The organism is Pseudoteredinibacter isoporae (genome assembly GCF_011602085.1).
Classification (GTDB): domain Bacteria; phylum Pseudomonadota; class Gammaproteobacteria; order Pseudomonadales; family Cellvibrionaceae; genus Pseudoteredinibacter; species Pseudoteredinibacter isoporae.
Map to the genome: position 1 here is coordinate 1726702 of NZ_JAAONY010000001.1, position 23185 is coordinate 1749886.

Below are 23185 nucleotides of genomic sequence, written 5' to 3' on the forward strand. Positions count from 1 at the left end.
TATGACAAAACGCTTTTTGAATGATCACAAATCTATGGTTCGGCAGTTGATTGATGAAGCCTGAGTAAATTATCGTCTAGAACACACAATTATTGGACCTGTTATATATGGACAGTATTCCAGAGTTATTTGAGTTAACCAGAAAAAATGAATGTCTGGACTATGAAGAACTTATGGACGTTATGGAGCGCGAGGGGCTTTCAATAGAGCATATCAATGTACTTATTGAGATGTTGAGAGATTCCGGTGTTAAAGTCCGAGGTAAGGGCAAAGACTAAACGCCGCTTAACTCTGGGCCTATCATCAAACTTTATAAGTGGCCTTCCAAGCGCTCAGCAACACGCTCCAATCTTTCACAAATTTCCAGCTCTCGACGGTTCTGGTGTTCATGGCCTCTCACTTTCATGCTCTCCCAAATTGGTTGGCATAGCGTCTTTGCATACTGCCTGAGCTTGCGATCACTCAATTGATTTTCCCCGGGTTCCAATTGGGCGAGTAAACTTCGTACGCCGTATTCCATACTACCAAAGAACAAATCCCGCATCGCGCTGAGTTTGATGTCTTTGCGCAGTTCTTTGCGGGCGATACCTTCTCGGATGATGCGATCGAAGAGGCGGGTATAGCTTTTGCTGTGCTTAAAAATGCTGGAGTTTTGGTAGTCCAGGTAGAAATTAAAATGTTCGCTGAAATAGACGGCGAGAAGACGCATTAAGAGAAAGTTGTCCGCGGCAATCATGCGAATATGGTTTTTCGCGAGGAAATTAAACTGATCGAGGCTGTTGTGCCTCTCGTGCAGCCCGTCCTGAGCTGTTTCGGTCAGTCGTTCATAGAAACCTTTGATGATCTCTTCGAGCAGGGCATTTTTACTTTCAAAATAGTTGAATACCGTACCTTCAGAAACACCAGCGGCTTTAGCGATTTGTCGAGTGCTGCTGTGGTGATAACCCTGTTCAGAGAACAGCTGAGTGGCAGCTTGCAATATTTTCTGCCCTCTCTCTTGTTGACGGCTTAGAGGCTTGGAGCTACGGCTGTTCATATCTTACCTGGCTTTGAGTTCAGTCTGTGGTGCGTAATTCGCTTGCTTTTTGGCGTAAACCGCAGCAGCTTGGCGTGTTGGGGTAGAGCTTACTTGACCCTGAGCAATGCTTCAATATATTGTTGCATTACTCAATTATTGTTATGCAGCAGCTAATATAAAGCAACTAACGATTGTATTCCTGTGGGTTGTTCCATAGACGAAATGCAATCATGTCATCCATGACATAAGAGTGGTTGCCAAGCAGGAGAGGGCCGATGATTTTTACCGCAGAGCATGAGCAGCTCAGAGAAACCGTACAGCGCTTTGTCCGGGATGAAATTAACCCCCATGTAGATGACTGGGAGAAGGACGGTATATTTCCGGCCAGGGTGCTCTACAAAAAAGCGGCGGAGCTGGGCCTCTTGGGCATTAATAAACCCGAAGAGTATGGTGGCCTTGGCCTGGATTACAGCTTTCAGGCTATCTTTGCTGAAGAAATAGGTCGTGCCGATCACATGAGTTCCCCACTGGGCCTTGGGGTCCATACCACCATGGCAACACCGGCGTTGACCAACTTTGGTAGTCATGAACTGAAACAGGAATTTCTGGCACCCGCCATCGCAGGAGAGCGTGTGGCCTGCATTGCGGTGAGCGAGCCCAGCGCGGGTTCAGATGTGGCTCAATTAAAAACCCAGGCCAAACAGCAGGCTGATGATTATGTGATTAATGGCACAAAAATGTGGATCACCAATTCCACGCAATCGGATTTTATTTGTTTGCTGGCCAATACTTCGGAAGGGCCGGTTCATAAAAACAAATCACTGATTATTGTGCCGAGCGATACGCCGGGAATCAGCTTTTCAAAACCTCTCGAAAAACTGGGCATGCACGCCTCCGATACAGCTCAAATATTTTTTGACAATGTTAAAGTGCCAGTTCGGCACCGCATCGGGGACGAGGGTAAAGGTTTCTTTTATCAAATGCAGCAGTTTCAGGAAGAGCGGCTTTGGTGTGCCTTGAGTTGTTTAAAAGTCTTTGAAAACTGCATTGATAAAACCATTGAATACACCCGTGATCGGCATATTTTTGGTGCGCCGGTACTGCATAATCAATCCATTCACTATCATTTGGCGGAGTTGCAAGCCGAGGTAGAGTTATTACGTTCGCTCTGTTACGACGCTGTGGAAAAGATAATGCATGGTGAAGATGTGACGCGTTTAGCAACCATAGCCAAATTTAAACTCGGCAAACTGACGCAAACCATCCCCAATGACTGTCTTCAGTATTGGGGGGGGATGGGCTTTATGTGGGATAACTTTGTCGCGCGCGTGTACAGAGACATTCGTGCGGCCGCAATTGGAGGCGGTTCCGATGAAACCATGTTGGCGGTATTGTCCAAGTTGATGGGAACCCATCCCTGAACAATCAATGGCGTTGCTGGAATGCTTTGTGCCAGTAACGCTGTTTATCCTTCCCGTTCCCCTTCCATTATTTGTCCAATATCTTGCGGTCAACGAATGTCATTGAATGCATTTTGAATGTTGTCAATGGTTGAATTCCACACAAAAGTACTAGTTCTTTTGTGTGGTAATTGCCCAAGCTGATCAAAATAGTTTCTCCCGAAACATTTCTGACTTTTTTCTGAAACCTTGGCGTTGTGTAAGCGTAACAATGCGCTGCTAGTGTTACGCCGAAATTACTCAGCATAAAACAATCAGGATTTTATCTTGGAGGATTTCGGTGAAAAACAAGAAAGGAATTAGCAAGCCTGTACTGGGACTTGTAACTGCAATAGCGGCGCTCAACATGGCTGTCGCACAAGCAGATGACAGTGGGTTTTATGGTGGTGTTGCCATCGGCTCAGCAAATGGGGAGTACAGGGTCCAAGGTGTCGAGCAGGAATTAAGTGATCTGGGCTTGACAGGTTCCGTAAAAACTCGTGAATCCGATACGGCTGCCAAGATCTTTGCGGGTTATCAGATTGTCGACAATCTTGCGGTGGAATTGGCCTATATCGATTTAGGTCGCCTCACAGCGGATACTACCGTTACTTTTCCGTTCCCTGGTGAAATCAATACGCAAACTGATGTTACCGGATTCAATTTCAGTTTGATTGGCGGTTTGAATCTTAGTGAAGCGTTTCGTGTGAATGCCAGGGTTGGCATTTTTTCCTGGGAAACCGAGTTTATCAATCAAGTGAACTTCCCAAGCAGCAATGCTCGCACAGCTCGCGATTACAGCGGCGAAGATTTCAGTTTTGGTGTGGGCGCCTCCTATCAACTAACAGACACACTTTCTGTGCGTTTGGATTGGGAGCGTTTGAGTGCTGAGGATCTGGAATCCAGAGACTTTGATTTAACCACTGTCGGTTTGGAGATGAGATTCTAAACCATCGTTACTGTGCAGACTAGAAAGGATATTCCCGTGAAACTATTTCGCAAATCAATTTTACCCGTAGCGATTCTGGCCAGCACTGTTGCTGCACCGCTAATGGCGAATTCATTATCGGATCTGATTAATAACTCTGTGAAAGATGCGCTGTATGGCAGCGAGCGAGAAAATCAGACCAAACAATATTTTCAGCGTAAGTCGACCTTCGCAATTTATCAAAATTTAGCTGCGGATGAAGCTCCGGAAACCGAAACCTCAGCCGAGATTATCGCCGTCAGCCCCGATGGCAATACAGTTCTGTACACCGACAGCCAAATGGAGCGCTTGGGGTTTGTTGACATCACAGACCTGAGCGCACCTGTTGCCAAAGGTTTTTTGGCGTTGGATGGTGAGCCGACATCGGTTGCTGTAAAAGGGCAATATGCATTGGTGGTGGTGAATACCTCTGAAAATTATAAAAATACTTCAGGCCAGATTGTGGTAGTGGATATCAGTGATATCTTGAGCCCGACAGTGGTTCGCACTCTGGAAATCTCAGGTCAGCCGGATTCTATCGCGATCAGCCCGAAAGGGAACTACGCTGCGGTTGCGGTCGAGAATGAACGTGATGAAGAGGCTTGTGCCGATGGTGATGGCGGTTTAATTGACGAAGCCCATGACGACGAAGACAAGTGTAATGAGTTGGGCGGTGAACTGGGCGGTTTACCGCAATACCCGGCGGGCTACTTGGCCATTGTTGATATGAATGGCCAACCTGCTGCCTGGAGTGTCAGCGATATGAGTTTGGAAGGATTGGCGATTCCAGACAGTGATGACCCCGAGCCCGAATATGTTGCAATTAATCACGGCAATTTGGCCGCCGTGAGCTTGCAGGAAAACAATGGCATGGTGTTGGTGGATTTGGAGCAATCCAAAATCCTGCAGCACTATGATGCCGGCTCTGTCGATCTAACGAATGTTGACGCAACCAAAAACGGTTTGATCGATCCTATCGACGACTTGCTGGGCGTGTTGCGCGAACCCGATGCCGTCAGTTGGCTAAGTGATATGTATGTGGTTACGGCCAACGAAGGGGATTACCTGGGCGGTAGCCGAAGTTTCACCATTTTTGATATCCCTGGCGGCGTGAAATACGAAGCGGCCACAGATCTCGAAAACAAAGCCATTGAAAATGGCCACTTGCCAGAGAAGCGTGCGGCCAAGAAAGGCGTTGAACCGGAAGGTGTTACTTCAGCCATTATCAATGGTCGCAATTATCTCTTTGTGGGCTCCGAGCGCGGTAACTTTATAGCGGTTTACACAGTAAAAGATCCGACCAAACCGGAGTATCTGCAAATGTTGCCTACCGGTGTTGGCCCTGAAGGTTTGTTGGCGGTTCCCGGCCGTAACGCGTTCCTGGTGGCATCGGAGAAAGACGATGCCGGTGAAGGTTTCCGTTCGATGTTAACGGCTTACGAGTTGAGTGACAGTTCCAATTACCCGCAGATTACCTCCGCGGGGAACGACGAATTAATTGGCTGGGCGGGGCTGTCCGGTTTGGTTGCTGATCGTAACGACGCTAAAACACTGTACAGCGTGAGCGATAGTGTGATGAAGCAGTCTTACATTTACACCATTGATGCGGCTCAGGAGCCAGCGAAAATTACGTCTCGCGCAACGCTGAAAAAATCCGGCCAAGCCGTTGCTTACGATTTGGAAGGCATTACTCAGAGTGCCAGCGGTGACTTCTGGTTAGTTTCTGAAGGAAAACCGGGCAGCAGTAATAATCTGCTGATTCTGACTTCCGCTGAGGGCGCCATTAAAGAGGAATACAAACTTCCAGAGGCGATTCAGGCCCAGCAGAAAAAATTCGGTTTTGAGGGCGTCACCGTTACCGGTACGGGAGCCAATGAAAAAGTTCACGTGGCGGTTCAACGTGAGTGGGAAGGCGATCCGGATGGCATGGTAAAAATAGCCAGCTTCATGCCGGCTTCCGGTGAGTGGAGTTTTGTTTACTACCCGCTGGATACCCCTGTGACCGGCTGGGTGGGCTTGGCCGATATGGTGGCATTGGATGATGGACGCTTCGCAATTTTAGAACGCGATAATCAGCAAGGCGATTCGGCTGCGATCAAACGAATCTACACGGTCGATCTCGATGCCGCGAAAGATACGGGTCTTGCTTACCCTGTATTGGAAAAATCTCTGGCTCGTGATGTGTTGCCCGATATGAAGGCCGCAAACGGCTGGGTACCCGACAAGGTTGAAGGTCTGGCCGTGGGAGCAGACGGTGAAGTTTACCTGATTACCGATAATGATGGTTTGGATGATGCGGTTGGTGAAACCCAGTTTCTGCGCCTTGGCCAACAGGATTCGGCATTCAATTAATGATGTTTAGACCTGGAGCAGCACTAGGTTGCAGCTCCAGGGCATTTCCTATTGTCGCTTGATGACGTCGGGCGATACCCCAAATTTTTAAATGGAGAGAAAAATGATTCTTCGCAAAAAACAATTAGCGTGGATACTGCCTCTGTTGGGCGCGAGCTCAATTACCCTGGCAACTGACAGCAGTATTAAGAACCCAACAAACGCTGCACAGTGGCTCGAACAAGGCCAGGAGCAGGTTGCTCGCAATGGTGTTATTGCCCGTGAAGCCCTGCGTAACAGCCGTGCCCGTGCTAAAAACGTTATCTTGTTTGTCGGTGATGGTATGGGAGTTTCCACCGTAACGGCCGCACGTATTCTGGCCGGTCAGCTGAACGGTGAAACCGGTGAAGAAAATCGCCTGTTCTTCGAAACGTTCCCGAACCTGGCCTTATCAAAAACCTATAACACCAACCAGCAAACACCGGATTCAGCGGGTACCATGACCGCCATGATGTCTGGTTTGAAAACCAAGGCCGGTATTATCGGAGTGAATCAGGAAGTGGTGCGTGGGGATTGCGCCAGCGTTCCTGGCAATGAAGTGGTAACGGCGCTTGAGCTTGCTGAAATCGTGGGTATGTCGACGGGTGTTGTTTCAACCGCGCGTATTACTCACGCGACGCCAGCGGCAACCTATGCGCACTCTATGGATCGCAACTTTGAAGATAACCGTGATGCGTCCAAGTTCAGCAACGCTGGCAGTTGCAAGGATATCGCGAGCCAGTTGATCGATTTCCCCCAGCGTTTCAGTGCATTTCCGCAGGTGGATGGCCTGGAAGTTGCCATGGGTGGTGGTCGCCGCTCTTTCCTGAAGCGCGAAGACGGTGCGGACCCGGAAGATGGTGGCAAAGGTGAGCGTACTGATGGCCGTGACCTGACCGCTGAATGGACTCAAAAATACAGCTCTGCCAAATACGTTTGGGACAAGAGTGGCTTTGATGAGGTGAATACTGAAACGACCGATCACCTGCTCGGCCTGTTTGAAATGTCTCATATGGAATACGAGTTCGATCGCAAAGACGACAAAGGCGGAGAGCCTTCTTTGAGCGAAATGACCAAAACAGCGATTGATGTTTTGGACAACAATCCAGAAGGCTTTTTCCTGCATGTGGAATCCGGGCGCATTGACCACGGTCACCACGCAACCAACCCAATGCGCGCATTAACGGACGCTATCGAGTTCGCCAATGCGGTAAAAGTGGCGTACGAGTCGACCGATCCGGAAGATACCTTGATTATTGTGACCGCGGATCACAGTCATGTGTTTACCCTGGCGGGCTACCCAACTCGCGGCAATCCGATCTTGGGTAAAGTGGTGGGTAACGACAGCGCTGGTGAAAAGAAAGATGAACTGAGCCTGGCTTCTGATGGCTTGCCTTATACCACGGTGGGCTATACCAATGGTCGTGGCTTTAACTTCCTCGAAACCGGTGGTGACACCATTTACGGCTTACCCGTGAATATGGAAGGTCGTGTGGATCTGAGTGATGTGGACACTGAAGATCAGGGTTTCCACCCTGAGACGCTGGTGCCGCGTTCTTCGGAAACCCACGCTGCTGAAGATGTTGCCATTTACGCGAGTGGTCCAGGTTCCAATCTGATCAATGGTTTGCTTGAGCAGAATGCGATTTATCATGTGATGAACAGCGCAGCTCGCCTGGAAAAACGCGCGAACAGCAAAGGTTGGTCTCGCTAATTTGCCATCCAATACCGGGCTTGCTTCAAGCTCGGCATGTTTTGTTGGTTTTAGGATTTATGAATACGGTTAAATATTTAAAAAACCTGTCGGCCAAAGTATTGCCGTTTTTCGGGGTGCTTCTGCTGAGTTCGGGCGTTTTTGCGGAATCTTCTTTTTTGGATTTGAGCGCGCGTTTCAAAACTGAAGAAATTCAGGGCTCAGAGAGCCGATCGGTAGGCAGTTGGACCTTGTGGCGCAAGCCAGGCTTGGTAGAAGTGCTGAACCAACACTCTCAGCGCGGAAACCGTTGGATTTTGAGCCGCAGCGGAAGCCTGACGTATCAGGATATCTCCCATAAACATCGCTTCAAAATTCTCTATCAGACCTCTGATTTTAAGAGTCTGGAAATGAAGCCCGTTTGGTGGCAGAAGAACACCTTACTTAAAAAAGAATGGTTGCAAAAATTTAAGAAGAAAAGCCGAGCACACTATAAAGGACTGGTGACAGAAGAGTACGAAGGCCGTGTTGGCAATACGGCGATTCGATTTGTCTGGCTACCGAGTTTGCAGATTCCTCTGGAATTTGAAGAGCGTAAAAAAGATCGCACTTTGCGCCATCGGCTGGTAGAACACCACGAATTGAATGTGTCTCCCTGGTCCTGGCCTGAGAGTGAAGATTATGACGATATGGATTTCTCAGATTTGGGCGACAATGAGTCCCATCAGATCGCTCATCAAATGATGGACGAAGCGGGTGTTGGGCACAAGCACTAAAAAATATGCCCCGTTAGGGGCATAAAAGGACTTTCAACGAACTGTACTGCAGTGTTTACTACAAAAAGAAACGGTTGTTACAACAAGCCTTCTTGTTTGAGATCTTCAATGGTGAGTTCAATACTTTTGCGCAGAGTACTCACCACAAAATCAACATCGGCCTTGCTCATGGTTAATGGCGGCGACATTACGTTCAGATGCACGATGGCGCGGGTAATCAGGCCTAACTCATCGGCGTGATTGGACACGCGCTTGCCGATATCCTGTTCTTCCGGGAATAGAGCTTTGGTCTCTTTGTTGGCCACGTACTCAACACAGACCATAAACTTACGTCCGCGCACTTGACCAACAATGGGCAGGTCTTCAAGGGTTTTGAGTTGCTGCTCGAAATACGGGCCCACTTCCATTACATTTTCCAGAAGCTTTTCTTTCTCCAGAATTTCAATATTCTTTAATGCGGCAGCACAAGCAACCGGATGGCCAGAGTAGGTGAAGCCGTGAGCAAAGCAGCGACCGGAATCTTCTTCGTTCAGTACATCCCAGATTTCATCCGAAAACAGCAGGGCACCCAAAGGCTGGTAGCCGGAGGTTAAACCTTTTGCCGAGGTAATCATATCGGGCACAATACCAAACTCGCTTTCTGAAGCAAACCAGTGGCCAAGGCGACCAAAGGCGGTAACCACTTCATCGGCCACAAACAAAATATCGTTCTGTTTACAAACCTCGTACATGCGCTTCAGGTAGCCTTCCGGCGCAACGATAACACCGCCAGCGCCCATAATTGGCTCGGCAAAAAACGCTGCGACTTTGTCGGCACCGAGTTCTGCAATTTTATCTTCAAATTCTTTGACCAACGCATCGACAAATTCCGTTTCACTCTGACCATCGGCTGCACAACGGTAGTAGTTGGGGTAGGACAGGTGGTGAATGGTATCGCTGATGTATTCGAACTCAGGTGGATGGTCGCCCGGTTTGCCGCCTATGGACATAGCGGCGTAAGTTGAACCGTGATAGGAATTCATGCGCGAGATAATGTGTTTTTTCTCGTGCTTGCCACGACAGTTCTGATAATAGTGAATCATGCGGAAGGCTGTATCGACTGCTGTTGAACCTCCGCAGGTAAAAAACACATGATTCAGAGGGCCGGGTGCCAGCTCCGCCAGTTTCGCAGCCAGCTTGGCAGCTGGCACATTGGTAAGGTCCACAAAAGGGCTGGCGTACGACATTTCATAGGCCTGTGCGGCAATGGCTTCTGCCATTTCCTTGCGACCCAAGCCGATATTGTTGCACCACAAACCGCCAACCGAATCAAAGTAGCGTTTACCATCAGTATCGTAGATATAACAACCCTCACCACGGGCAATGGCCAGGGCGCCTTCCTCACGGAATACATCAAAGATCTGCCAGGGGTGCAGGTGATGATCTTTATCCATTTGGTTAATGGCTTGGCTGTCGTATTGCGCTTGCTGGCTCATAGTGTTCTCAATCTAATAACTATTATGGTGAATAGGTTGCTAGGCTAAGCAAAAGCTCCCTAACTGCACATACCCCTATAGGGTAGGGTGACCCAAGCGGGGTAGGCGAGAGCGATTTCTGAACGCAATTATAGGGGGTTTTAGTTGCCAGGACGCTGATGATAGGCCAACAGCGGGTCGCCCATATCCTGAGGCCCAAGAGTGCTGAGAGAGTTCAAAAACAGGGAGAAAAGCTCGGACTGGGAGTTGATGTCCAGCTTACTGTAGAGATTACGCTTGTGAACCTTTACGGTTTCCATGGAAATGCTCAGCCGTTCAGCCATGGATTTGGTGGAATGGCCCTGTAGCAACAGACGGGCGATCTCGGCTTCGCGCTGGGTTAAAAACGATTGTCCGAATTGAGTGAAAGCCTGCTGCAGACGCTGGTGCATATTGTCGCTTTCGGTGGCTCGGCTCGGTTGGCGGATTTCCTTCCAGTGCTGGGACATGACCGCCAGAACCCAAGGGCACAGAGTATTCAAGGTGGTTCGTGTGGCCTCGTCAAAGGCGGAGGTGCGGCACAGGGAAAGGTGAATATAACCCTGTTCAATGCGCAGCAGGTAGCCGATTTCATCGGCAAAGTTTGCGTATTGAAAATACTGCCGAAAATATTCGCTCTGCTCGAAATCATCGGCGGCCAGTTCGGTCAGGCGATACATACCTGTGGGACGTTGTTCCTGGCAGGCTTGAAAATAGGGGTCTAAGAGATAGGCACCGCTCATATAACGGCTCATGCTGGCCTGCTTGCCCATGATGCCCTGTTCATAGATATCCAGCAGCAATTGTGGGCGTTCCTGTTCCAGAAAGGCAAAAGCGGCCAAGCTTTGCACGGGGCAAATATGCTCAAACAGCTGCATCATGCTATCGGCAAAACAGTCCTGGCCAAGGTTTTCAGTGACCCGGGCCATGGCCGGTATCAAGGCTTCAAGCATGGTTTCTTTCTCATACAGCGAAGGTGCGCGTAGTTCATGCACAGCTTAAACCCCTGAGCTTGCGCGCAAAGCAACATTTTAAACACTTAGGCCTCAATATATGCAAATTGTGGTAGTCTGCCAAGGACAAGTCCCCGCAAAATAATAAAAGGATTCTTACCGTGGCCTTTATCCTGAAGCTGTTTAAGTGGCTGTTGCTGCTTATTATCGTTCTGGCAATAGCCGTTGCCGCACTCCTGCAGTTTGGTCCGCTTTCTTTGGGCAGTGTTAAAGCCATTCTTAATGTTCTGGGTGTATACAGCGTAGAGGCGCCCCAGCAAAGCCTGATTGCCCAGCGCTTAAAAGTTCCGGAAGGGTTTTCTGTGGGGCGCTACGCCGAAGGACTGACCAAATTGCGCTTTATCGAATTCAGCCGCAACGGAGATTTGTTGGGTGTGCTGTCGCGCGATGGGCAACTGGTTCGACTGAAGGCTGATAAAGACGGCGATGGCCGCCACGATGGTAAAGAGATCCTGATGGAAGGCCTGAAAGCACCCAATGATCTCGAATTTTACGAAGACTATTTATACATCGCCGAATCCAACGCCGTCGGCCGTGTGCTTTACGATCATGAGAAAGGCCAGTTTGCGGGTGAGTATGAAATTATCATTCCGAACCTGCCTGATGATGGCAACCACCGCAGTAAATCCATTCGCTTGCACAATGGCCATTTGTTTTTGAGTATTGGCTCTACCTGTAACGTGTGCGAAGAAGCCGACAAGCGTCGCGCCACAATTATGCGTTTTGATGTCGATGGCAAAAATGGTGAAGTGTATGCTGCCGGCTTACGCAATAGTGTTGGCCTGGATATCGCTCCTTGGGACAATGAGCTTTACGCCACTGATAACGGTCGCGACCTGTTGGGCGATGACTACCCGGTGTGCGAGTTGAATAAAATCGAAGAAGGCCAATTCTACGGTTGGCCGTACATCAATGGTTTCGGTGACCTCGATCCGGATTTTGGTGCTGGCCAGGAAGATCGCCAGGATATCTCTACCTCGCCCGTCTTCGGATTTCCGGCTCACAATGCTCCGTTAGGTATTCGATTTATCCGCAATGCCCGTGTGCCTGAGGCGTACACAAAAACCGCCCTGGTCGCTTTACACGGGTCCTGGAACCGCAGTAAAGCCGACGGCTATAAAGTGATTGCCGTACACTGGCAGGAAGACGGAACATTGCGCAGCGAAGATTTCCTGAGTGGTTTTGAAAAAGACGAAGATATTATTGGTCGTCCGGTTGATATTGCCGAAGGTCCGGATGGTTGTATTTATGTGTCCGATGACTACGCCGGTTCCATTTATCGTGTGTGTTACGGAGAATCCCAAAACACCTTGGTGGATTTAAACAGCGAAGCCGTCACCGACAAAAGCTTTGAGCAACTGAACACTGAAGAAATGCGCGTTGCCCTGATGATGGGCGAATCTCTTTATCAGGAATATCCTTGTGCAACCTGCCATCTTTTGCAGGGCAAAGGTACCCAGGGCGGAAAAAGCCTGGATAACTTAACGGCGCGCTACACCTTGGATTCATTGAGTGATTATTTCTTGCACCCAAATGCACCGATGCCGACCTATCCTTTTGATGAAGCTCAAAGACGGGCGTTAGCGGTTTATTTGTTGACAGCGGAGTAAGTTTACTATTTAACAACGCAGGTGAAAATTAATTTGGTTGTCTGCACAGAACGCAGGTGTTGGATGCTGCAGAGTCTTGTAATCAGGTTGGGGGCTGGGGGCTTTGGAGCCAGGGATGGCGGAGAAGAGCTACAGGGATGTATTCATGCGTTCCCCAGAACCCAACCTGATTACAAGGCTCGGTCCCGGAGTTAGAGTCAATATTTAAGACGCAATACGCACGTTTCGATTACTTAAACAAACTCCGGGAAATTACTTCCTTCATAATCTCCGAAGTGCCGGCATAAATCGTCTGAATGCGCGCATCCGCATAAAAACGGGAGATCGGGTACTCCGCCGTATAACCGTAGCCACCAAACATCTGCAAGCACTGATCCACAACATCCAGCTGCATTTCGGTAGAACTTAACTTCAGAATAGCAGCGTCTTCCACGCTCATCTCGCCACGCTCATATTTGTCCATATTTTTCTCAAGCAAAGCACGTACCGTCTCAACCTGAGTTTGGCATTCCGCCATCTTGAAGCGCGTATTCTGGAACTGACTGATCGACTGGCCAAAGGCCTTGCGATCTTTTGTGTAATCTACCGCCAAAGCAATCGCACCGTCCGCAGCACCCACTGCCTGACTGGCAACACCCAAACGCTCGCGGGGTAGCTCTTCCATCAAATAAATAAAACCGCGACCTTCCTCGCCCAAAAGAGCATTGGCGGGTACGCGCATATTTTCAAAGAACAGCTCAGCAGTATCATTGGAGTGCTGACCGATTTTCTTGATTGACTTGCCGCGATTAAAACCTGGCAAGGAGGTGTCCACCAGAAACAAAGAAATGCCTTTCGCGCCCGCACTCGGATCTGTCTTTGCACAAACAATTACCAGATCCGCATAAATGCCATTGGTGATAAAGACCTTGGAGCCATTCAGAATCCAATCATCACCATCACGCACGGCACTGGTGCTCATGCCGGCCAGATCGCTGCCTGCGCCTGGTTCCGTCATCGCGATTGCACCCAGAACCTCACCACTGACCATCTTCGGCAACCACTGTTGTTTTTGCTCTTCCGTACCGATGTTCAGAATATAGGGCATAACAATATTGGAATGGATGTTGTAGCCACTGCCCAGGCCACCAAATCCCATACGGGACATTTCATAGGTGATCATCTGGGCAACACGGAACGATGCTTCGGCAGCACCGTATTCCTCTGGCAGGTCCGGCCCTAAAAGACCCGCCGCGCCCAGAGTTTGCCAAATCTCCTTGGGGGTGGCGTGGGCTTCTTCCCAGGCTTCATAGTGTGGGGAAACTTCTTGCTCCAGACAGCGTACTGCCATCTCGCGAAACAAACTCAACTCCGAGTCATCAACATTGTGGGACATATCCGGGCCTCATCATCAAACCATTGCTAAAGCGTGGATGATGGCAAGAAGCCCAAGGTAGTCCAATAGTATAAGGTGACTCTTTTAGTGTTTATTTCGCTCAAAATGACAAGCAGGCCTGTGAAGCGCTGGCCTGGAGGTTTTGTAGAGATGGAGGCGACGACGGATTAGTTCAAAGGCTCGCCGGCAATGGCCTGGTCAATGTATTGCTCCAGCTTGGCCAGGCCGCCTTCAAACAAACCAAAACGCAGATGGCTGTTGGCACCGGATAAAATGCCCGATTGAATCGACTCGCCCATTTCAAAATCTTCATCCAGAGTCATTTCCGTAATCTGATGATTGCGATCCCAGTGCGCTTGTTCTCGCTTCTCAAATTCGTCCTTGGGAATCAACATCTGAAACGTAATTTCCACCTGACTGGCGCTGATCGGTTTCATGATAAACATAGCGATGTGATCTTCCTGCACCAGCAGGGCCACATTAGGAAACAGCTGATACACGATGTGGGTATGGTCACGAATTTCCCACTCATTTTGAGGTTGCTCGCGCAGAGAATTGATGGATTGGCGTGGCAGAATTAAACGAAAATGCGGGGCAAAGGCCTCAATATGCGAAGTGTTACTGAAGAAATAGGGCGCAATGGTTTTCGCATGAGTTACCTGGAAGTGGTAAGACTCAAGACCACCGCCGGATACAATTTTCCAGTTGCTGTTCCAGGTTTTGGTCACGGGGCGATAGGTGATCATATTTTCGATCTGGTAATCGTCCAGATCGTTTTGCAGAGGTTCCCAGAAATGATCGAAATCAAACTCAATACCCATCGTGGGTAACACAAAAATAAAACCGTTACGTACCCACAGGGAAAGCTCACTTAAGCCATTGTCGCTTTTGATCAAGCCCGGAAAACCATTTTGATGGGGGACACCCTTCAGCTCCCCTTTATTGTTGAACATCCAGCCATGATAAGGGCATGTGAAGCGATTTTTACAGCCGCTTTGGGCATCTTCCAGACGAGCGCCGCGATGTTTGCAGACATTAATCATCGCTTTAAAACTGCTGTCATCGGCACCGTCGTTCTGGCGTGCGATGATAACGCTGGTGCCGTACAAATCCCGAGTAATAAAGCCATTGCCCATTTCGATTTCACTGACATGGGCCACCATATTGGGCAGCTTTTTGAAGACAGCTTCCTGTTCTTTTTGAAAGTACTCATCATCGTGGTATTTGTAAACCGGCGATAAATACTCTGCTTCATCGTGTTGAGTACTTTTGCTGTCAATATAACTTAAACACTGTTGCAGCAGCTCGACTTGCTGTTGATGTTTCATATCAGGCTTCCATAGATTGACGATTTTATGTGTTATTGAAAGAGCCTCAATTTAACCAGGCTAAGCAGCTCTTCGCGTTGTTGTTTTAACAGCGCTTTAAAATCACCTGCGCTTAAAATTTGTTTCAGGGTTGGCAGTGACACCACAAAGTAATGTTGCGCACCAATGATGTTGTACAGAAACGCCATGGGTTCTACATTGGTGAAGAGCCCGCTGCGTTGACCCTGGCGAATCAGCTCGACCAATTGCTCCAGCCAGGGGGCGAGATACCAATTGTGCGCCGAGGCGGCCCGTTGAGGGTTATCCAGCATTTCCCGTAACAATAAAATGGCTTCATCCGGGTGCTCCTTACTCCAGCGATAAAAACCATCCATGACATTGAGCAGCTGCTGTTTCTCATCTTGAGTGCTGGCCATGGTGTGTTCCAGATCGGTCATCAGGCGATTGGAAACCTGCTCCAGTACCGCACCGTAGAGTTTTTCTTTGCTGGAAAAATGGTGCAGCAAGGAAGGTTTCTTAATGTTCACCGCTTCGGCAATACTGTTAATGCTGGTGCCGTAAAAGCCGGTTTCTGAAAACGCTTTCTGGGCCGCTGCCAGGATTCGGCTTTTGGTATCTCCATTTGGTGAAGATACCGAGTGAAGTTTGCTCATTATTCGCCTCGCTTTTCCCCTGAATGCGGTACTTCTGCGCTTTGATATGTACTCATTTATGCATCTGCCTACCGGTTGGTAGGGAGGAATATAAAATAAAAAATCACAGCCATCAATCCTTATTGTGTGAATTTTAATCGGAAACGGGTTGATGAGGGGGCGTTGAGAGGGCTCCCAGGCCCGATGCAAGCGGGCCTGGAAGGGCGCTAGCGCAGCTTTTCCAGAAGCTGGTAATACCACATACCCAGCACCAGAGCCTGGTTGCCGAGCCAGTCATTAATGGGGACGCGCAGGTGCTTGAAGGCAGCGAAAGTATCAAATTCTTCCATATGACCGGCAATGGCTTTGGCCATAATCTCAGCCATGATATGGGAGCAAGCCAGCCCGTGGCCGGAGTAACCCTGGCAGTAATACACGCGATCACTGATTTTTCCGAGTTGGGGAATTCGATTGATCACAATGCCGGCCATTCCGGTCCATTCAAATTCAATGTCTATTCCCTTGAGTTTGGGGAAGGTGCGCTCCAGAGCGGGGCGCAATTCAGCGGAAACACTGGTGGAGTCCTTGCCGGAATAATTGGTGCCGCCTCCAAACATCAGGCGCTTGTCAGCGGTAAGGCGATAGTAGTCCAACACAAAGCGGCAATCGTATACGGCCAGATCATGGGGGTTGATGGTCTTGGCCAATTCATCACCCAGCGGTACGGTCGCCATATTACCGAGGGAAGCCGGGAAGAGCATGCCGCCTAACTTGGAGCGTCCGAGTTTATGATAAGCATTGCCTGCGATCATAACGCGATCGGCAAAGACCTTGCCGATCTTACTTTTCAAAACAACTTTGTCACCTTCATCCATGGACAGCACCGGGCTGTTTTCATAAATGCGAACGCCCAGGTTGCTCGCCGCTTTGGCTTCGCCAAGACACAGATTGAGAGGGTGGAGGTGCATGTTTTTACGATTCAGCAAACCACCATGATAGATTGGGCTGTCGAGATATTCGGGAATCTCTGCGGCAGAAATCATCTGAACGTCATCGCCCATGCCGTGTGCGATCGCTTCATCGTAGAAACTTTGCAGGCCTGTCATGTGGCTGGGCTTGTAGGCGGTTTGCAGATGACCGAATTTCAAATCGCAATCGATATTGTATTTTTCGACTCGGTTTTTGATGATGTCATGGCCGCGCCAACGCAATTTCCAAACGAAGTCCTCGGCATCGACACCGGCGTGTTTGCGGAGTTGTTTTAACATGGCCTGATCGCCGGAAAGACTGCCAGTTACTTGCCCGCCATTGCGTCCGGTAGCGCCCCAGCCGATTTTTTCGGCTTCCAATAAAACCACGGAGAAACCTTTTTCGGCGAGTTCAAGGGCAGTGGCGACACCGGTAAAACCGCCGCCGATAATGGCGACATCGCAGTGTTGATCGTCTTGCAGGGTGGGATAGTTGGATTCTTCGTTAATGCTGGCGGAATAGTAGGAATGGCAGCGGCTCATGCTATCACTTTTAGACTCTCTTTAAGGATGATTATTGGGCGATTTATGTGAACTATGAGCCGCAGCATAACCAGAGCGTATCATGCCGGTATATAACCCAAATGGTGCAGTCGAGTGGGGCAATTGTCAGCCTGAGTCAGCTATGGTGAATACCTGCCACCATAGCCGCAAACGTACCTGGCCGGAGAGCCTTTGAGGGGTTCTTTCCAGGCAGTGATTTCTATCCGATGCTGTTGAGCCAGTTGGCGATGGCGTCGCCAATCTCTGGACCGGAATCTTCCTGAATAAAGTGCAGGCCTTTGACCGTCACTTCGTCCTGATTGGGCCAGCTTCGACAAAATTCCCGTTGCTTGCCCACCAGAATCGAACCCGGTTCGGCATTGACAAATAACTTGGGTAAATGATTTTTGGCCATCCAGGCCGCGTAATTGCTGACCAGTTCCACCATATGCGCTGGTTCACCATCAATGGGAATATCCCGGGGCCAGTCGAGCATGGGGCGACGATCTTCTTTATTCAAAAACGGACGGCGATATTCATTGTGCTCGTCTTCACTGAGTGTGCGAATCACCGAGCTGGGCAGCACGCCTTCAATAAACATATTGCGTTCCAGAATCAGGTCTTCCCCTTTTTCAGAGCGAAAACCTTTGAAAATGCCACGGGCGTCGTCGGGCCAGTCTTCCCAGCTTACGGCTTTTACAATCCCTTCCATATAAGCGATGCCTTTTATGGCTTCCTGGTTCTGAAAAGCCCAATGAAAACCCAGGGCACTGCCCCAGTCGTGAATCACTAATGTGACGTTTTTATCCAGGCCCAGTGCTGACATAAATCCACTGAGATACTGGTAAGCGCTGTTGAAACCGTAGGGCTCATCACTGGACAGTTTGTCGGAATCGCCCTGGCCAATAAGGTCCGGCGCTATCAAGCGTCCCATGCCTGCGAGTTGGGGCATCACATCCCGCCAGAGATAGGACGAGGTCGGATTGCCATGGAGAAACACAATTGGGTCACCCAGGCCTTCGTCGATGTAGGCGATTCGTTTACCCTGCACGTCGATAAATTGCTTGTTCATATTGCTCGTTCCGTTTTTCGTTCTATTTTTGTCTGGCGGTTTTACTGTTCGCCACTAAAGCGGGGTTGCTGTTTATTTAAAAACGCCTGGATGCCGGCTTGCCCGTCTTTGCCCTGGGCATTGGCGGCGATGTGCTGGGTTTCCAGTTGCATTTGGGTGTCCAGGCTTTCGGTGCTGGAGCTTTTGACCAGGAACTTCACACTGGCAAAAGCTTGCGTCGGTCCTTTGGCAAGGTTTTTGGCCAGAGATTTGGCTTGTTCAAATCCGTCTTCACTGCTGTGCAGTTGATTGACGATACCCCAGTCCAGCGCTTCTGTGGCACTGAGCTTTCGGTTGCTGAACATCAGTTCCTTGCTTCGGCGTTCACCGACAATACGCGGCAAAAAATAAGTGGAGCTGCCATCGGGTGATAAACCCGCGGCGGTGTAGGCCATCACAAAACTCGCATTTTCACTGGCGATCAGTAAATCGGTCGCGAGGCACAGACTGAAACCCGCACCGGCAGCAGTGCCATCAACATAAGCGATGACGGGGGCTGACATGTTGTTGAAGACAGATAGGGCACCATGAAGATAGGTGGTCATTTCGCTTAATGCGGCGCCGAGGTTTTCCTGGGCGGCGAAAAAGGCCAGGTCTCCGCCCGCATTAAACAAGCTATCTTCGCTAAAAATGAATACCGCCCGAACGTCATTATTGTGCTGGCAGTGAATGGCGGCATGCAGCAATTCTTCCGCCATATCCAGATGCAGTGCGCGACGTGTAAGTTGCAAATAGGCCACGTTGTTTTCAATGGTCAACGAGAGATGTTCAAAATTCATGGTTGCTCCCTTGTGCTTTGGATGCCCAGCATGCGCAGGCTATTGTGCAGAATGCTTTCCAGTTCTTCTTGACTGCGGCCCTGGCGACAGGCCACGCGTAAACCTTGATTTAAGGTCATGCAGAGTTGCCCCAGTTCTTCAGCGCTGGCGTCATTATTGATGGCGTTTTCGGACTTCGCCTGGGCAAAGCATTCGATAAAATACTGTTCAACATGGGATAGTTTTTCCGCAGCGAATGCACTGAGCTCGCTGTCCTGGTCCGCCATTTCCAGAACCGTATTCACCAACAGGCAACCACACTCCCGTCTCTGTTTGGGGACTTGCAATAGGGTGTAGCGAAAAAAATGTTCGATCGAGTTCAGGCTGTGGTTGATGTTGTTGCCGGCAAACTCTTCCGATATTTTCGCTGGAGATGGGGGAGTGCATAGTGGATTGAAGGTGCGTTGAAAAAATAAATCCAAACACTCGATAAACAGTTGGCGCTTGTCACCGAAACTGGCATACAGGCTGCTTCGGCTGATGTTCATTGTCGCCAACAGGTCGGGCAGGGCGCAGGCCTGGTAGCCGCGCTGCCAGAAAAGAATCATCGCGGCCTCAAGGCTGGCGGTTCGATCAAAACTCAGGGGTCTTGCCATGGTTTGCTTTCTATTCTGAACTGATTGGTCCAGAACTATGACAAAAAGCTGATCACATGAAAAGAGGCTTGTTATCTTTGACGGAATTTTGGTTCAGGAGTGACAGCAATTGTGCTGGCTAGGCATCGGCTTCCAGCAGAATCGGATCGGCAATGGCCTGGCGTTCACCGGGTTTATTGATCATCTGAGCGCTCAAATCCTGTCTGAGACAAGGTTCCAGTAGCGGATTAAAACGCTCAACGTCCTGAACCTGCGGGTCCAGCCACTGCTCCAGCCAATCGCCTTCTAATGGCAGTATCAAGGGGGAGGCATTGCTCTGATAGGGCTGCAACTTGGGGTGGGGTGGCAGGGTGATAATGCTGCAGCTGTTGAGAATGTGCCCGGTGTCCGGGTGTTGCCACTGACGGTACAGGCCGCCCAGGGCAAGAGGCAGCTCACTGCTGAAATTGGTATAACGAACAGGTTTCTTCTTGCCATTGATGAGTTCGTGCTCGGTCTCCCCAAAACCACTGGCGGGAATGATGCAACGACTTTGCCGGTACGGCAGGTAGGCTGCTGAGCCCTGAACATTCAATTTGTCGTAACGGCTGTTGAAAGAGGTAAAGCGCGAAGGCTTGTATTGTCCGTCTTTGTAATCCAGCAGAAGCCACCAGATGGCATCTTCCAGCACCGTGCATTCACCGACATTGTCCAGCCCGGTATCCTCTTTCAGGCGACAGACGATGCTGATGGTACTGCAAGCACGATGATAATCGCTGATGCGAATGGGCCAGTTATGGGTATCGATGCCCAGGCGTAACAGCATTTGCTTTACGGCAGGGGAATCACTGACATTAAATCGACCGCACATACAGCTTTCCGGTTGGCTCGTTTTCAGCGGCTTATGGTAAAGTTGAGTGACATTTGTCGCAAGGAAGAAGCGTGCCTGTTCGGCGGCTTTGGATTCAATAATGCCTGATTCTCGAACACTGAAGTTTTTCAGCCTGCATATCATCGTGGCCATCATTACACTGGCCTGTATTTTAATGAACGGCCCTATGCGCCCGGGGTTGCCGGTCGATACCAGTTTGCTGGAGCGGGTTGAGTTTATCGCCGCGAATCAAACCCTGTGGGCGGCCTCCTGGATGGTCTGGATGGCCTCGGCACTGGGCCTGTTTGTTTTCTGCTCTATTCTCGCTTCTGAACTAAAAGCCTCCCTGGGCACTCGAATATCCCTGACGATTGTGGCGATGGGCATTGGCCCTGATCTCATTGCGGAGGTGATATACGCCTTTATTATTCCCAAGATCATCCTGCAGGGACTCAGTCTTGATATGGTGCAGAGCCTGGAACTGATCGCCAGTCATCTAACGGGATTTCTCGGCAATGGTTTATACAATTTGGGCGGATTGGGACTCACTCTGATTGCCTGGCGCCAGAGAATATTGCCGCTCTGGGTGTTTTTCTGGGGGCTGACGTCCTGGATACTGGGTTTATCGCTATCGGCTTCTATTGCTGTGGGTGATATGAAAGCGGCAGAATTGTTTACGGCCAGCAGCATGGTACTGAGCACCAGTTGGATGTTGATCCTGGCCTATTTGCGGTTTGCCCCGGATTCGATGCGCGCCCGATGGAATACACCTTAATCAAATTGCTGCATATCGGTGCCCTGATCATGTGGTTGGGGCCGCCACTGGGCGCCTGGTTGATGTTGCGGCAGGCCAGGGCTTCTTGCCAGGACGAAACCCGTTTGTTCGAGCAGTACCGATTGTTTTATCGTTTGATTGCTTTAGAACATATCGCGCTCGCATTTTTGCTGGGCAGTGGCCTTTGGATGGCCAGTGAGTATTCATTGTGGTCCGCACCGTGGTTGCAACAGAAGTTGATTCTGGTATTTGCTGTCTTACTGCCCATAGAACTATTGGATATTATTCTGGCGAATGTTCTGTTGCCGCATATCCATCAACGGCAATATGAGGGCGAAACCCTTAAGCCCTGGCAGCGGGCGATGCAGAACTTTTACCATGGCCCGTTTACCAACTTCGCGGTGTTTGTTATCCCTATACTTACCCTGAGCATTATGTATCTAGCGGTGGGCAAACAAGCGCTGTTTTAACAAGAAAAGATTGAAATAAAAAACCGTACGGAGTGATTATGCCTCAACTTTTACACACGATGATTCGAGTGGGCGACCTGGACCGAAGCATCGATTTTTACACCCGCGTTCTGGGTATGAAGTTATTGCGAAAATCCGAGAACAAGGATTACCGCTACACCCTGGCTTTTGTTGGCTATGGTGAAGAATCGAGTGGGCAGGCGGTTGTGGAGCTGACCTACAACTGGGATACCGACCGTTATGATCTGGGCAGTGGCTTTGGTCATTTGGCGATTGGCTTTGAAGATATTTACAGCACCTGTGATGCTATTCGTGATGCGGGTGGTGAAGTGGTTCGGGAGCCGGGGCCAGTCAAGGGAGGCACGACGGAAATTGCGTTTGTGCGTGACCCGGACGGTTATGCCATCGAACTGATTCAGCGGAAAGCGATGAGTCAGGGTTTGGGTTAACCGTTATGTCCCAGATGGCGCAGGCATCCATTCTGCTGGTGGAAGACGATCGGAAATTGGCAGCCATATTGAGTGAGTATCTGAGCGGGCAAGGTTTTCATGTGTCGTGCGTAGAAGACGGTGCCGAGGCACCCGAAAAAATTCTCAGCCTCATGCCAGAGCTGGTATTGCTGGATTTAATGTTGCCGAATCTGGATGGCTTGAGCATTTGCCGTCAGGTACGCAGTCAATATCCCGGTAAGATCTTGATGCTGACCGCCAACGATGACGATATGGATCAGGTAGCCGCACTGGAGTTGGGGGTGGATGATTATGTTTGTAAGCCTCTACAGCCCCGTGTGCTGCTGGCGCGTATTCGTATGTTGTTAAGGCGGCCAAGTGCCAAGGTGGTTGGGGCACCATCAAACTCCACTCAAGAGTCTTACGCTACGACTGTGAGTCCATCACAGACCGAGCCGGAAAAGGAACGTCGTTTCGATGGTTTGGAATTGCACTTGCCGTTGCAGCGTTGCCAGTTAAATGGTCAGACCATTGAGTTGACGCCGGGGGAATTTGAATTACTGTGGATACTGAGTTCAAAACCGGATGAAGTATTCAGCCGTGAAGCGCTCACCCTGGCAGTACGGGGCATTGAATACGACGGCCTTGATCGAACGGTTGATAATCGCGTGGCCAGTCTGCGTAAAAAACTGGCGGCGGGGCAATCGGATGCGGCCGGGATTACCACGGTTCGAGGCAAAGGTTACCTCTTTGTTTCGGATCAATGGTGATCAATACAAACCCATACAAAAGCTCACGGGCTTCTCGATCTTATCTGTGAAAGAATCATCGTATCTTTCACCCTTCGTACTTATCATTCATCGTGTCTATCATTCATCGCGCTTAACATTA

General features: G+C 49.7%; 22 protein-coding genes. 11 read left to right on the forward strand and 11 right to left on the reverse strand.

Features of this window, described 5'->3' with window-relative positions; translation table 11 throughout:
- Window positions 1–92 precede the first annotated feature (92 nt).
- Window positions 93–278 (forward strand): RNA polymerase sigma factor region1.1 domain-containing protein, encoded by a 186-nt coding sequence (locus G8768_RS07460; protein ID WP_166849118.1) that lies wholly within the window; start codon window positions 93–95, stop codon window positions 276–278.
- 32 nt (window positions 279–310) lie between these two features.
- Here the strand turns inward: G8768_RS07460 and G8768_RS07465 are convergent, their stop codons facing one another.
- Window positions 311–1036 (reverse strand): TetR/AcrR family transcriptional regulator, encoded by a 726-nt coding sequence (locus tag G8768_RS07465; RefSeq protein WP_166849115.1) that lies wholly within the window; start codon window positions 1034–1036, stop codon window positions 311–313.
- Between the two features lie 257 nt (window positions 1037–1293).
- Between G8768_RS07465 and G8768_RS07470 the strand changes: the two genes are divergently transcribed.
- From G8768_RS07470 to G8768_RS07490, 5 genes are all read left to right on the forward strand, one after another.
- On the forward strand, window positions 1294–2439 hold the full coding sequence (locus G8768_RS07470; RefSeq protein WP_166849112.1) for an acyl-CoA dehydrogenase family protein: 1146 nt from the start codon (window positions 1294–1296) through the stop codon (window positions 2437–2439).
- A gap of 319 nt (window positions 2440–2758) precedes the next feature.
- Window positions 2759–3406, forward strand: coding sequence for an outer membrane beta-barrel protein (locus G8768_RS07475; protein ID WP_341800985.1), 648 nt, complete (start codon window positions 2759–2761; stop codon window positions 3404–3406).
- A 36-nt stretch (window positions 3407–3442) separates the two neighbouring features.
- Window positions 3443–5776, forward strand: a complete 2334-nt coding sequence (locus tag G8768_RS21270; protein WP_166849107.1) for an esterase-like activity of phytase family protein — start codon at window positions 3443–3445, stop codon at window positions 5774–5776.
- Between the two features lie 103 nt (window positions 5777–5879).
- Complete coding sequence (locus G8768_RS07485) at window positions 5880–7508, forward strand: alkaline phosphatase (protein ID WP_208020089.1); 1629 nt, start codon at window positions 5880–5882, stop codon at window positions 7506–7508.
- Between the two features lie 59 nt (window positions 7509–7567).
- The gene (locus G8768_RS07490) at window positions 7568–8263 is read left to right on the forward strand and encodes a hypothetical protein (protein ID WP_166849101.1); all 696 of its coding nucleotides are present in this window, start codon (window positions 7568–7570) and stop codon (window positions 8261–8263) included.
- A gap of 77 nt (window positions 8264–8340) precedes the next feature.
- Here the strand turns inward: G8768_RS07490 and G8768_RS07495 are convergent, their stop codons facing one another.
- Window positions 8341–9738: an aminotransferase gene (locus G8768_RS07495; RefSeq protein WP_166849098.1), complete on the reverse strand. Its 1398-nt coding sequence runs from the start codon at window positions 9736–9738 to the stop codon at window positions 8341–8343.
- Window positions 9739–9878: 140 nt separating this feature from the next.
- Window positions 9879–10751: a LuxR C-terminal-related transcriptional regulator gene (locus G8768_RS21275; RefSeq protein WP_166849095.1), complete on the reverse strand. Its 873-nt coding sequence runs from the start codon at window positions 10749–10751 to the stop codon at window positions 9879–9881.
- 119 nt (window positions 10752–10870) lie between these two features.
- Between G8768_RS21275 and G8768_RS07505 the strand changes: the two genes are divergently transcribed.
- Complete coding sequence (locus G8768_RS07505) at window positions 10871–12379, forward strand: PQQ-dependent sugar dehydrogenase (protein WP_341800986.1); 1509 nt, start codon at window positions 10871–10873, stop codon at window positions 12377–12379.
- Window positions 12380–12608: 229 nt separating this feature from the next.
- On the opposite strand, the gene G8768_RS07510 is transcribed toward G8768_RS07505, so the two are convergent.
- The 8 genes from G8768_RS07510 to G8768_RS07545 form a co-directional block, all read right to left on the reverse strand.
- The gene (locus tag G8768_RS07510) at window positions 12609–13754 is read right to left on the reverse strand and encodes an acyl-CoA dehydrogenase family protein (protein WP_166849092.1); all 1146 of its coding nucleotides are present in this window, start codon (window positions 13752–13754) and stop codon (window positions 12609–12611) included.
- A gap of 167 nt (window positions 13755–13921) precedes the next feature.
- Window positions 13922–15082, reverse strand: coding sequence for an aromatic ring-hydroxylating oxygenase subunit alpha (locus G8768_RS07515; protein WP_166849089.1), 1161 nt, complete (start codon window positions 15080–15082; stop codon window positions 13922–13924).
- A 32-nt stretch (window positions 15083–15114) separates the two neighbouring features.
- Window positions 15115–15735 carry a TetR/AcrR family transcriptional regulator gene (locus G8768_RS07520; protein ID WP_166849086.1) on the reverse strand — a complete coding sequence of 207 codons (621 nt, stop codon included), beginning with the start codon at window positions 15733–15735 and terminating at the stop codon, window positions 15115–15117.
- A 206-nt stretch (window positions 15736–15941) separates the two neighbouring features.
- Window positions 15942–17225, reverse strand: coding sequence for an NAD(P)/FAD-dependent oxidoreductase (locus G8768_RS07525; protein WP_166849083.1), 1284 nt, complete (start codon window positions 17223–17225; stop codon window positions 15942–15944).
- A gap of 220 nt (window positions 17226–17445) precedes the next feature.
- A complete protein-coding gene (locus G8768_RS07530) occupies window positions 17446–18297 on the reverse strand; it encodes a haloalkane dehalogenase (protein WP_166849080.1) in 852 nt (283 codons plus the stop codon).
- A 41-nt stretch (window positions 18298–18338) separates the two neighbouring features.
- Window positions 18339–19115 carry an enoyl-CoA hydratase/isomerase family protein gene (locus G8768_RS07535; protein ID WP_166849075.1) on the reverse strand — a complete coding sequence of 259 codons (777 nt, stop codon included), beginning with the start codon at window positions 19113–19115 and terminating at the stop codon, window positions 18339–18341.
- The gene (locus tag G8768_RS07540; RefSeq protein WP_166849068.1) at window positions 19112–19750 is read right to left on the reverse strand and encodes a TetR/AcrR family transcriptional regulator; all 639 of its coding nucleotides are present in this window, start codon (window positions 19748–19750) and stop codon (window positions 19112–19114) included. The genes G8768_RS07535 and G8768_RS07540 overlap by 4 nt, the downstream gene beginning before the upstream one ends.
- A 118-nt stretch (window positions 19751–19868) precedes the next feature.
- Window positions 19869–20600 carry an SOS response-associated peptidase family protein gene (locus G8768_RS07545; protein ID WP_166849065.1) on the reverse strand — a complete coding sequence of 244 codons (732 nt, stop codon included), beginning with the start codon at window positions 20598–20600 and terminating at the stop codon, window positions 19869–19871.
- Between the two features lie 100 nt (window positions 20601–20700).
- Here G8768_RS07545 and G8768_RS07550 point away from each other — a divergent pair, with 100 nt between their 5' ends.
- From G8768_RS07550 to G8768_RS07565, 4 genes are read left to right on the forward strand one after another with little or no spacing between them, the layout of a single operon-like run.
- Window positions 20701–21375 (forward strand): hypothetical protein, encoded by a 675-nt coding sequence (locus tag G8768_RS07550; RefSeq protein ID WP_166849060.1) that lies wholly within the window; start codon window positions 20701–20703, stop codon window positions 21373–21375.
- Window positions 21360–21845 carry a DUF2269 domain-containing protein gene (locus G8768_RS07555; protein WP_166849056.1) on the forward strand — a complete coding sequence of 162 codons (486 nt, stop codon included), beginning with the start codon at window positions 21360–21362 and terminating at the stop codon, window positions 21843–21845. Before G8768_RS07550 ends, G8768_RS07555 begins: the two co-directional genes overlap by 16 nt.
- A 38-nt stretch (window positions 21846–21883) precedes the next feature.
- A complete protein-coding gene (gene gloA / locus G8768_RS07560) occupies window positions 21884–22294 on the forward strand; it encodes a lactoylglutathione lyase (RefSeq protein ID WP_184679359.1) in 411 nt (136 codons plus the stop codon).
- A gap of 5 nt (window positions 22295–22299) precedes the next feature.
- Window positions 22300–23064: a response regulator gene (locus G8768_RS07565; RefSeq protein WP_243749372.1), complete on the forward strand. Its 765-nt coding sequence runs from the start codon at window positions 22300–22302 to the stop codon at window positions 23062–23064.
- The last annotated feature ends 121 nt before the right edge of the window (window positions 23065–23185 follow it).